The 11,185-nt window shown below is 53.7% G+C and carries 10 protein-coding genes; 6 read left to right on the top strand and 4 right to left on the bottom strand.

The window, feature by feature from the left end:
• Positions 1 to 119: 119 nt before the first annotated feature.
• Positions 120 to 1,406: a sugar ABC transporter substrate-binding protein gene (locus tag V6D20_03180; GenBank protein HEY9814796.1), complete on the bottom strand. Its 1,287-nt coding sequence runs from the start codon at positions 1,404 to 1,406 to the stop codon at positions 120 to 122.
• A gap of 143 nt (positions 1,407 to 1,549) precedes the next feature.
• On the opposite strand from V6D20_03180, the gene V6D20_03175 reads away from it, so the two are divergent.
• Positions 1,550 to 2,155 carry a cofactor assembly of complex C subunit B gene (locus V6D20_03175; GenBank protein HEY9814795.1) on the top strand — a complete coding sequence of 202 codons (606 nt, stop codon included), beginning with the start codon at positions 1,550 to 1,552 and terminating at the stop codon, positions 2,153 to 2,155.
• A 72-nt stretch (positions 2,156 to 2,227) separates the two neighbouring features.
• Here the strand turns inward: V6D20_03175 and glp are convergent, their stop codons facing one another.
• Entirely contained in the window at positions 2,228 to 3,469 is a 1,242-nt protein-coding gene (gene glp / locus V6D20_03170; GenBank protein ID HEY9814794.1) for a gephyrin-like molybdotransferase Glp, read from the bottom strand.
• A gap of 308 nt (positions 3,470 to 3,777) precedes the next feature.
• On the opposite strand from glp, the gene rpmG reads away from it, so the two are divergent.
• From rpmG to V6D20_03145, 5 genes are all read left to right on the top strand, one after another.
• Entirely contained in the window at positions 3,778 to 3,969 is a 192-nt protein-coding gene (rpmG, locus tag V6D20_03165; GenBank protein HEY9814793.1) for a 50S ribosomal protein L33, read from the top strand.
• A gap of 75 nt (positions 3,970 to 4,044) precedes the next feature.
• Positions 4,045 to 4,260: a 30S ribosomal protein S18 gene (gene rpsR / locus V6D20_03160; GenBank protein ID HEY9814792.1), complete on the top strand. Its 216-nt coding sequence runs from the start codon at positions 4,045 to 4,047 to the stop codon at positions 4,258 to 4,260.
• A 170-nt stretch (positions 4,261 to 4,430) separates the two neighbouring features.
• Entirely contained in the window at positions 4,431 to 6,443 is a 2,013-nt protein-coding gene (locus tag V6D20_03155) for a ribonuclease R family protein (GenBank protein ID HEY9814791.1), read from the top strand.
• 298 nt (positions 6,444 to 6,741) lie between these two features.
• Positions 6,742 to 7,320, top strand: coding sequence for a hypothetical protein (locus tag V6D20_03150; protein ID HEY9814790.1), 579 nt, complete (start codon positions 6,742 to 6,744; stop codon positions 7,318 to 7,320).
• A 238-nt stretch (positions 7,321 to 7,558) separates the two neighbouring features.
• Positions 7,559 to 8,368 (top strand): glucose 1-dehydrogenase, encoded by an 810-nt coding sequence (locus V6D20_03145; GenBank protein HEY9814789.1) that lies wholly within the window; start codon positions 7,559 to 7,561, stop codon positions 8,366 to 8,368.
• A 202-nt stretch (positions 8,369 to 8,570) separates the two neighbouring features.
• On the opposite strand, the gene V6D20_03140 is transcribed toward V6D20_03145, so the two are convergent.
• Together V6D20_03140 and V6D20_03135 are read right to left on the bottom strand one after the other, a co-directional pair.
• The gene (locus tag V6D20_03140; GenBank protein HEY9814788.1) at positions 8,571 to 10,448 is read right to left on the bottom strand and encodes an aspartate kinase; all 1,878 of its coding nucleotides are present in this window, start codon (positions 10,446 to 10,448) and stop codon (positions 8,571 to 8,573) included.
• 382 nt (positions 10,449 to 10,830) lie between these two features.
• Entirely contained in the window at positions 10,831 to 11,127 is a 297-nt protein-coding gene (locus V6D20_03135) for a 2Fe-2S iron-sulfur cluster-binding protein (protein ID HEY9814787.1), read from the bottom strand.
• Between the last annotated feature and the right edge of the window lie 58 nt (positions 11,128 to 11,185).

Raw genomic sequence — 11,185 nt, 5'->3', positions numbered from 1 at the left:
CCACGGCATCACCTCCGAATATCTTTACCGATATCTGGAGCTAAGCGCTGAGGGCGATCGCGCCTCCCGTCTGGTGATGGATAGTCCCATGGAGACCCAGCCAACATGAAGTTCGATAACTAACGCTGGTTCCAGGCCTGTTCTGCATCGGCGATCGCCTGTTCAACGGTCTTCTGGTCAAGCATCGCAGCCTGCAGATTCTCGTAGACAATTTTTTGCAGTACCTTGATGTCTTCAAGCGGAGGCAGCAACACCTCCGCCTCGTCCATTTGGCTAGCGCTCACCACCCGCGCCTGATCGGCTGGGGCTGCATCATCAGCAACTTGGGTAAAATACTCGTCTTCCAAGGCGGCTATTGTGGAAGGCAGCACGTTGGCTTCTTTAGCAAAGGCGAGTTGATTAGCGTCGTTGGTGACGTAGAGGGCAAACTTCACGGCTGCTTCGGGATTATCGGTACTGCGGGGGACGACTAAGTTCATCACAGCAACATTCTTAGCGCCAGTGGTGCCGGTGATCTGGGGTGTAGCGATGGAGGTGGCAGCGATCGCGGGAGCATTGGTGGCGATCGTCGAGAGAAATTGGGGCCCGGTAGATAGCAAGGCTACTTCCCCGGATTGGTAGAGTTCAATGGCGCGGCGATGTCCTTGGGTCAGGGCTTCACGGGGCAGGAGGCCGTCTTTATAGAGGGCGACCCAATAGTCAAAGGCGGCAAGCCCTGCAGGTGTATTGAAGGCTGCTTGCCCTTGCTCATCGACTAACTGCACGCCCATTTTCACAAAAGATTGCAGCACTTCGGCAGAGTCTTCTGGCACAAAGGAGACGAAAAAGGCGTACTTACCGGTGCGCTCCCTGATTTGGGCGGCAGCGGCAGCGAGTTCCTCAAAGGTGCTGGGCGGGGTGGTCATGCCAGCCTCGTCTAGAATGGCCGTATTGCTAATGGTGATACTGGTGGCTAGGTACCAAGGGAGGGCAAAGCTTTGACCATTGAGGCTATTGGCTTGCCAAATCTTGGATAGATACTGTTGCTGTACCTCAGCAGGCACCTGCTCGTTCAAATCTAGCCAGGCATTGCGGCCGGCTAACTGGAGGGCAAAGTCGGGGTTAAGGTTGACCACGTCTGGAGCTGTACCGGCGGACACGGCCGTGAGGATTTTGCTTTGCATGTCTGACCAAGGCACATCCACCCAGCGCACGGTCAGGTCGGGATTGTCGGACTCAAACTCGGCGATCAAGGTATTGAAATAGTCTGTGAAGTCGGGCTGGAGCTGCATCGTCCAAAACTCAATTTCTTGACGACCATCAGCGGATTGCCCAGACGGCGTGCCGCTACAGCCAAGCAACGCACTGAGCAGGATGCCTAGGACTGCAAATATGCTGAACCGTTTCCAACTCTTCCACCGTTTCATATGCGATCGCTCTTGTTCTGGACGTGTAATTCTGGACGTGGGACGTAAACTTCGTGAATGCAGCCTAAATTATCGCACCTCGCTTTAGCGATCGCCCTCCGCTGATTGGATTCAATGCCACATTTGCGTAAAGTAATGTAAAGATGCAACTGTGTCTACACCTAAGAGCGATCGCTTTTGTTCATCCCTGGGAGCTTTCTATGGATAACCCCATTTTGCCTTCTACCGCCTTTTTGACCGTTTTACTAGCGATCGGGCTATTGTTTTTCATCCGCGCTTCCACCAAGGACCGGATTGAGGTGAGTCAACTGCTGGCTGACCAGCCCCAAGAGACCTTGCTGGAATCGCTTCAGAGCTATTTCAGCGATCGCGCCTATGTGATTACGGCGGTGGATGCGGAGACGGAACAAGTCACCTATGAAGGTTTTGTCAGTCCAAGTATTTTTCTGGCTGTATTTCTGACGCTCTTGGCGGCGGTGGGGTTTCTGTGCTTAGCCCTGGTCTTGGCTATGCTGGTGCCGGCAACGGCGGGTTGGGCGATTGGTTTAGTGGCCTTGGCACCCTTGGCAGGGGTGTTCTATTGGAAAAAGTCGGCCCGCCCGGAAACGGTGTACCTGAAGGTGGAGACCGTCGCGCTAGATGATCCATCCTCCCCCGACACCCGCAGTTTGGTCACCGTCACTGGGCATCGGGATGAGTTAGCTGAATTGCAGCGATCGCTGAAGCTGAAGCTGGTAGAGTCCGACTGAGAGCTGGGGTGAACTCTAGGTGATGGTTTGGACTGGATCCTAGGTCTTGATTGACCGACACAACGTTGATGACTAGTCCAGCAGAATGATCCGCACTGAACCGCCGATGGGAATCTGTTTCTGGCCGATGGGGATGATGGCAAGACTATTGGTCTGAGCTAGGTTGATCAAGTTGCCGGAGCTATGGCTACCGCCCGCCAGGTTAAATTCGTAGGCTCCATTCAGGTAGTAGGTAGAGCCCCAGAGATAGGTTTCCCGCTTGCCATCCGACTTGAGCAGTTGGCTGGGGTGCCCCATGACAAAGGTGGGACGCCAATCGGTTGTGATGCCCGAGAGTTTGCGTAGGGCCGGCTGCACAAAGCGCCAGACGCTCACCAGCGCTGATACTGGATTACCCGGTAGCCCAAAGTATAGGTGCGATCGCCCGTCTCGTTCTAGGGTGGCAACGGTGAGGGGTTTACCAGGTTTGACGGCCACGGCGCGAATGTGGAGCGTGCCGCCCAGGTCTGCCAAAATCCGATCAACATAGTCATAATCCCCAACGGAGACGCCGCCGGAGGAGAGCACCATATCGCTCTGGGCCACTGCTTGGGCGATCGCTGCCTTGAGCTGATCGGGATCATCAGGCACAATGCCCAAACAAATCGCCTCTGCGCCGGTGCGCTGTACCAATGCAGCTAGGGCATATTGGTTGGAATCTACAATCTGCCCCGGCTGTAAGGGTTGTTCTGGGGAGACCAGCTCATTGCCGGTGGACAAAATTGCCACCCGCGGCCGCCGATACACCTGCACCTGAGGGCATTGGGCTGCCGCCAGCACAGCAATATCTGCTGCTCCTAAACGCGTGCCGGCCCGCAGTAAGGTTTGCCCGGCTTTGTAGTACGCGCCCTGCCGCCGCACGAAGTCTCCCCGTTTGGGAGGTTCCATGATAAAAATGCGATCGCCCTCGCGCTGGGTATGCTCTTGCATAATCACGGTATCGGCTCCCTCAGGGATCATGCCGCCGGTGAAAATTCTGGCTGCCTGCCCCGCGCCTACAATCTTCTGGGGAAGGTAGCCTGCGGGAATCTCTTCGGTAATGGTCAGGGACACTGGCTTGCCCGTACCTTCCGTTTTAGTATCCATAAACCGTACGGCATACCCGTCCATGGCCGAATTGTCCCAGTGGGGAAAATCAAGGGAACTAACGACGTCCTCCGCCAAAATGCGCCCATCGGCAGCCAGCAGCGATACGGATTCACTATCCCGCTTAGCGTCGAGAGGGGTCATTAAGTCAAGAATTTTGGCTTCGGCTTGGTTAACGGGCATCAGCATAGAAATGGGTCGCTCCTCGTGAGATTAAGACTGGGGTTAGGATGTAAGGTTGGGACTCGTTAGAGTATCGTCAGCAAGCTTAGACCAGAGGCCATGCGACTTGATATAGATGGGGGCTCACCCGTAGGATGGGAGGGCATTGATCCTCTCGGGGCATTCTCGGGTCACTGGGTCTCCGTGAAGGAGCAGGTGATCTCGTGAATTGTGGAGAAAGAGTGCTAGGAATTGCACAGAACCGCCATCGTATGAAATAATTGAAATTTGTGTCTGTAATTATTCTCGTCTCGTAATCTCGTTGTCGCAAAACTATGGCTGCTAAAGGCGCTCGTCTCATTATTACGCTGGAATGTACGGAATGTCGCACCAACCCCGACAAACGGTCATCCGGCGTCTCTCGCTACACCACCACCAAGAATCGGCGGAACACCACTGCCCGCTTGGAACTGAAGAAATATTGTCCGCACTGTAACAAGCATACGGTTCATAAAGAAACCAAGTAATGCTGGGTCAGCGGCTGACCTATTTTGAACTGATATTTTCTGTGTTGATTGATTGGACTGAGTAATCGTATACCCATGGCATATTATCGTCGTCGCGTTTCTCCCATTAACCCCAAAGATCCCATTGACTACAAAGATGTGGATCTGCTCCGTAAGTTTGTCACCGAGCGGGGCAAAATTTTGCCTCGTCGCATCACCGGCCTCACCGCCAAGCAGCAGCGTCAGCTCACCCGCTCAATTAAGCAATCGCGCATTCTGGCTCTTTTGCCATTTATCAACCGCGAAGGCTAGGCTGCCTAGGCTATGGGGTGATATTAGGTGCCCTGTTGTCTCTGGTTAGGAGCCCGGTGAGGTGTAATCTAGGTAAGTCGGCAGCCCTTGAGCAGCCATCCCTGTTGTTTCTTCATCACGCTTGATGCAGTCAATATCGGTCAATCAGCAATCCCTCGGCAACCTCACCTATGGATAAGGGCACTCTAGTTGAGTTTCGAGTTAGTGGCGATCGCCGTCTTGGGGTGGTTGACCACGCTGAAGGAAAAAAATGGGTGGTTGTCGATGATCGAGGGCTATCCCATACGCTGCATACTCGCCAGGTGACCTATGAGGTTACCGGGCAGACCTATAAAGCTGACCAACTGGAAGCGTTTTGGGCCGGCATCCAGTCCTACCTAGATCCCTCTAGTCTAGAAGTTGCCTGGGAACTTCTCGTAGAGGATGGGGAAACAGTCAATCCATCCGAGATGGCCCTGCTGCTTTTTTCTGACCAAACCCCTGAGTTGTGCTACGCAGCTCACTGTTTACTATCCGATGACAAGCTGTACTTTAAGCAAAAGGGCGATCGCTACGAGCCACGCTCCGCTAGCCAAGTGGCAGAACTCAAGCATCAGTTCACCATGGCCAGCCAGCGGGCCCAAGAGCGAGAGTCATTTTATGCAAGGATTCAGCAAGCCCTGCAGGGTGAGCCGGTAGAATGGCAAAAGAGCGATCGCCCTCGGATAGAAAGTCTAGAGCGATTTGCAACCCTAGGGGATGAAGCGATTCACCCAACTGCAGCCTTGGAGATACTAGCAGGGGTGGGCTACGCCGAAACGGCTGAAGCGGCATTTCAACTTTTGGTTGATCTGCGGCTTTGGGATCCGCACGAAAACCTCTTTGTGCGGCGCAGTCAGCTCCCCACGCAGTTTCCTAGCAAGGTTGTCGAAATGGCTCATAGCCGTCTGCTATCTCCCCCGCCCGATACAGATCCGGATCGACTCGATCTGACTCATCTAAAGACCTACACCGTTGATGATGAAAGCACGAGTGAGATTGACGATGGCCTGAGCCTAGAAACATTAGATACCGGCATTCAGCGCATTTGGGTTCACATTGCCGATCCCACCCGCTGGTTGTCCTTGGGCGATGATATTGACCTAGAAGCCCGCCGTCGCTGCACCACCGTCTACTTACCGACGGGGATGGTGCCTATGTTTCCCTCGGAGCTAGCCACCGGACCCATGAGCTTGGTGCAGGGCGAGATTTGCAATGCTCTAAGCTTCGGGGTGATTCTAGATGAGACGGGTGAGGTGATGGACTACACCATTGCCCCCAGCCGCGTGCGTCCCACCTATCGCCTCACCTACGATGATGTGGATGAGATGTTGGAACTCGGGGTGAAGGCTGAGGCTGAGCTAGAAGCGATCGCCCGTTGGGCCGATGTACGTCAAGCTTGGCGTACATCCCAAGGTGCTATCTGCATTCGGATGCCAGAGTCGTCCATTAGGGTGCAGGAAGACGAAATTATTATTCAAGTGCTGGATGATTCTCTAGCTCGCCGTTTGGTGGCTGAGATGATGATTTTGGCAGGGGAAGTGGCTGGTCGCTATGGTCAAGCTCACGGACTGCCCCTACCGTTTCGTGGCCAGCCCCAGCCCGAACTGCCTTCCGATGATGAGTTGATGCAGCTGCCGCCAGGATTGGTGCGGGAATGCGCTGTGCGGCGCTGTATGCCCCGAAGTGAGACGAGCATCTCGCCCATTCGCCACGCTAGCTTGGGTTTGGATACCTATACCCAAGTGACGTCTCCAATTCGTCGCTACACAGACCTGATTGCCCACTTTCAGATCAAAGCCCACCTACGGGGCGATACACCTCCGATTGCCGCGAAGGAACTGGAAGAAATGCTGTTGTCGGTGAGTTCTACAGCCTACGAGTCTACGCTGGTGGAGCGGCAGACCAATCGCTACTGGGGGCTAGAATACCTGCGTCGCCATCCCAATCAGTCTTGGTCGGCGCTGATCTTACGATGGCTGCGAGAACAGGACAATTTAGGGCTGATCCTCATTGAAGACTTAGGTTTAGAGTTAGCGATGCGCTTTAAACGAGAGGTGGAACTCGGGGATCATGTGGAAGTGAAAGCGAGTTATGTTGATCCTCGCAAAGACATTATCCAGTTTGTGGAACTGCTGTCTGACCCCGCAACGGTGGCATCCTAGCAGGGGCGAGCCCCCATGCTTGATAGCTTGTGATTTTTTGTAAATCAAGTGAATGCTAGATATTGTCAGCCTTCAAGCTAAATTCCTCACCCGCACACCCGGTTTGCCTTGGTAAACTAGAGATTAAAACTGTAAAGGCGGGTGACGGATCTCTAGGAATCCATCAAAGATCGCTAAAGGATCGCTGCTGAACTTAGTGACTGTAGGGGTTTGGCAACAGCCAGCCGTTCCCAAACGATACGTTGAATCGTCACGCACCGTCTGAGATCGTCCACTGCTGTATGACTGAATAAAATTCATGACGCTTGCAGAAAGTTTATTAGGGCTCCATTCGTCGATGCTGCTTGGGGTATTTCCCCTCGATAGTATCCTGTCAACCCAAGGCATCATGGTGATGCTGCTGGTTGCCTATGCCGGAGCGATGTGGGTGTTTTTGACCAGTGCCCCTAAGGTATACACCGTGATGGTGTCGGATTTGGAGTTGGCTAAGCTGTTCTATGAGGGGATGCTAGACCTACCGGCTGCCGATGTACCCCTCCAGTATTACTACAATTATGAACAAACTCTGGGGGCTGCCACCGATCCGCTCTACCTCTCAACGGCGAATCTCACCTCTCCAGCCACCACCCTCAACAACACAGAGGGTCTATGGTATCAGCTTAAGAAAAATACCCAGCTTCATATCATTTCGGGGGCGAGCTTGGGGCATAAAAACCGCCAGCGCCATGTGTGTTTTGATCATGACTGTCTTGAACAACTGCTGTTGCGAGTGCAAACTCGTCGGCTCAAACATAAAATTCGTCGCGATGAACCGCTGAACTTTTTGGTGAAGGATTACGACGGTCGAGTGATTGAAATGGCAGAGATTGCTCGCTAAGACTTAGGGGTGCCTGGCAAAGGGGGCTACGCAATCAGAGACCATATCGCTCAGTAACAGACTCTACACTATCTCTGATGTATGCAGCTCACAGCGCGTGTCTTGAGGACAAAAAGATAGCGAGCATGGGGTTAGTTGTCTCTCTAGCCGATTGCCTTTTTCGTGATCAGTCCTTGGGTAGAGATCCGTGGGCGAGCTTGCGCTGTATGGTTAGTCATCGGCAATCTAATGTGAACACATGAAGGGACTTCGGGATAAAACAGCCTTGGTGACGGGAGCCTCTTCGGGCATTGGGCAGGCGATCGCCATTCGTCTAGCAGAGGAGGGCTGCAACATAGCGATCAACTACCGCAGTAGCCCAGGTGGAGCCCAAGATACCCTTGACGAGGCTATGAAACAGGCCTGTGATGATGTAGAAAAGTGCGGCGTGCGAGCCCTGCTGGTGCAGGGGGATGTGTCTAAAGAGGCTGATGTGGTGGCTGTGGTAGACCAGGTGGTTAAACACTTTGGGCAGCTCGATATCCTTGTCAACAATGCAGGGGTGCAAACCGAAAGTCCTTCCCATGATCTAGATGTAGACAGCTTTGACTGGGTGCTGAATGTTAACCTGCGGGGTGCTTTTCTATGTGCCCGCGAAACCATCAAGCACCTGCTTCACCACCAGCGCCCTGGCTCTATCATCAATATTTCTAGCGTTCATGAGGTGATTCCTCGCCCCCACTATCTCAGCTATTCCATCAGTAAAGGGGGCATGGGTAATCTCACCAAAACCCTAGCCCTAGAATATGCAAACCAGAACATTCGGATTAATGGCATTGGCCCCGGAGCGACTGCAACTCCCATTAACGATGATTGGACGGAGGATGCAGACAAACGAGCTGTTGTAGAGAGTCATATTCCCATGGGTCGCGCGGGCACGCCAGAAGAGATGGCGGCAGCGGTGGCCTTTATGGCTTCTGATGAAGCTGCTTACATGACCGGACAAACACTGTATATCGATGGGGGGCTGACGCTATACGCAGATTTCCAGGAAGTTTGGTCAGCCTAGGGGCAGACGCAAGCATGACTGACTGTTGATCTAAAACGGGGCATTGTTCATGGCACGTTCATCGTTGTCGGACTCACGGTTCCCGAATGTATAGCAGGAGTCAGATGGGCCAGGACATGTAGAGATTAGGATAGGTTGAACCCGCGTGGGTGAGTTTGGTTTCATACCGCGATGTCTAGTCGCCGGGGTGCTGTAAGGGATGCTAGGCAGGAACCTGGATTCGTTGACTACCGGAGAGCCCAAAGGCGGCATGAACCGCTTGCAGAGCCTGGACGCCTTCATCTTCAGAAACTAGGCAGCTAATCTTGATTTCTGACGTGGCGATCATCTGGATATTAATACCTTGCTGGGCCAGCGCATGAAACATTTTGGCAGCCACGCCAGGACGATGAACCATGCCCATGCCCACCACACTCACCTTGGCGATCGCTGGATCAACGAGCACTTCTCCATAGCCTAGCTCCGCCTGATCGGCCCGCAGCACCTGTTGAGCCATCTCGGCATCGGCTTGAGTGACGGTGAAGGCGATGTCGCGGGTGGTCGTCCCGTCTAGAAGACGACATCGCTGGGACTGAATGATCATGTCTACACTGACGCCATGATGGGCCAAGCGCGTGAAGATCTGGGCGGCCATGCCGGGGCGATCGGGAACAGAGCGCACGGCTAAGCGGGCCTGATTGCGATCGAGGGCAGCCCCGCGTACCGGGGGAAAATCCGCTTCAGGGACGGGGGTTGAGGAATGGGAGGCTAGGGTCGAACTGGCGATATGGAAGGCATCACAGAGGGCTTCCACGGCGCGATCGCAGTCGTCTCGGGCGATCGCACAGCTCACTTTCACTTCCGAGGTGGAAATCATTTGAATGTTCACTCCTGCCTTGGCTAAGGTGGTGAACATCTGCGCCGCCACACCGGGGCGGCCAATCATGCCGGCTCCGGCAATACTCACCTTCGCCATCTGTGCCTGTACCATCACCTCGGCTTCATCTAAGGCAGCGTCATGACTGCGGAGGGAGGGAGCGATCGCTTCGGCCACCGCTTCGGCTTGATTCAGGGACGACTGGGTGACGGTAAAGGCAATATCGTTGGTGTTGCCCTCATGGATGGACTGAATGACCAGATCCACATCCAAATCCTGCAGGGCAATTTCTCCGAAGAGACGAGCGGCAATGCCTGGATGATCTGGCACGCGCAGTAAGGCAACCTTGGCTTGGTTGGTATCGAGTTCTACGGCATCGACAGGATGGGCGATTTCTAAGCCCTCTAGCGATCGCCCTTCGTTGAACGGTGAGACAACCCTGGTGCCCGGTTCATCCGTCCAGCTAGAGCGCACCACCAGCATGACCCCATAGTTCCGGGCAATTTCCACGGCCCGAGGATGCAAGACCTTGGCTCCAAGGCTGGCCAGCTCTAGCATTTCATCGCAGGTGATTTCATCCATGAGCTGAGCATCGGGCACCAAGCGCGGATCGGTAGTCAAAATACCCGGCACGTCGGTATAGATCTCGCAAACATCGGCCCGCAGCGCGGCGGCTAGGGCCACGGCGGAGGTGTCGGATCCGCCCCGCCCTAAGGTAGTAATTTCTAAATCTGTGCTGTTGCTGATGCCTTGAAAGCCGGCAACCACAACGACCTTACCGTCAAGCAAACAGCGCTCAACTCGCTCTGGGTCAATGTTGAGAATGCGGGCTCGGGTATGCTCTGCCTCGGTGACAATGCCCACCTGCGCCCCTGTGAGAGAAATGGCCGGTTGCCCCAATTCCTGAAGCGCCATGCTCAAGAGGGCGATCGAGACCTGCTCGCCTGTAGAGAGCAGCATATCCATTTCGCGGCGGCTGGGCTGGGCAGAGATATCGTGGGCGAGTTTCACCAATCCATCAGTGGTTTTGCCCATGGCAGAGACCACCACCACCACCGAATGCCCTTGGACCACGGTTTTCTGGACACGTTTGGCAACCGCTTGGATCCGTTCGACCGTTCCAACGGATGTCCCACCATATTTCTGCACAATCAGCGACATAGCCTTGCTCACCCCATCCACAATCCAAGACCACAATCCAAGAAAAAAAGCATTGAAGGACAAAATCTCCCCCAATGCTAGACAGGAGTTGGGCCAAATTCAATACCTTTGATTCATGACCGTAACCTGCAAACGACGATCCATCATGAATCGTTGGATTGCTTACTCGCTGTCTGAATGTAAAGAATTAATAAGAAGACGGTGGGTACTAGCACGAATAGAATCGTTGCAATGAACCCAAGATCATTAGTTTCCATTCAATCTAGCCTCTCTAAAGCACAGCTTATTTTATAGACCTAGGGTTAAGAATATCATTCCACCTGATCAGAAGTGACCTTGCTCAGGCAGGTTTCTATTAGTTTTCTAGATGTTTTTAGATGAGTCGTCAAAAACCTAGGCAAAAGCTGGGTATGGAAATGCCACACCCAGCGTGATCAACGCCAGGCTAGGGCTTGGTGCGGATACTCACGTCACCATTGACCAGGGTTTGGCAGGCTAGGCGATAGCTATCGGGTTTGCGCTTCAGTTTGCGCTTTTCGGCTTCGGTGCGGGGGGAGAGATTATCCATGCCGTCCACAACTTCTACAATGCAGGTGCCACATTGCCCATAGCCGCCGCAGTTCAGCAGCTTGCCGGTAAATTTATAGAGATCGATATTATTTTCGAGGGTCTTGAGTCTCAAATTTGCGCCATCCGCGACAATTGCTTCCTGTTGTTCGTTGACAAACGTAATGGTAGCCATAAGTCAAATGCTTCCTCTAGAGTAGTCGCCTCAAGCGATTTTATGCTTAAGGAGGGGG

The sequence above is a fragment of the Candidatus Obscuribacterales bacterium genome (assembly GCA_036703605.1).
GTDB lineage: Bacteria > Cyanobacteriota > Cyanobacteriia > RECH01 > RECH01 > RECH01.
Note: the sequence above shows the minus strand (reverse complement) of the source record. Positions and strands in the feature narration are given on the sequence as shown.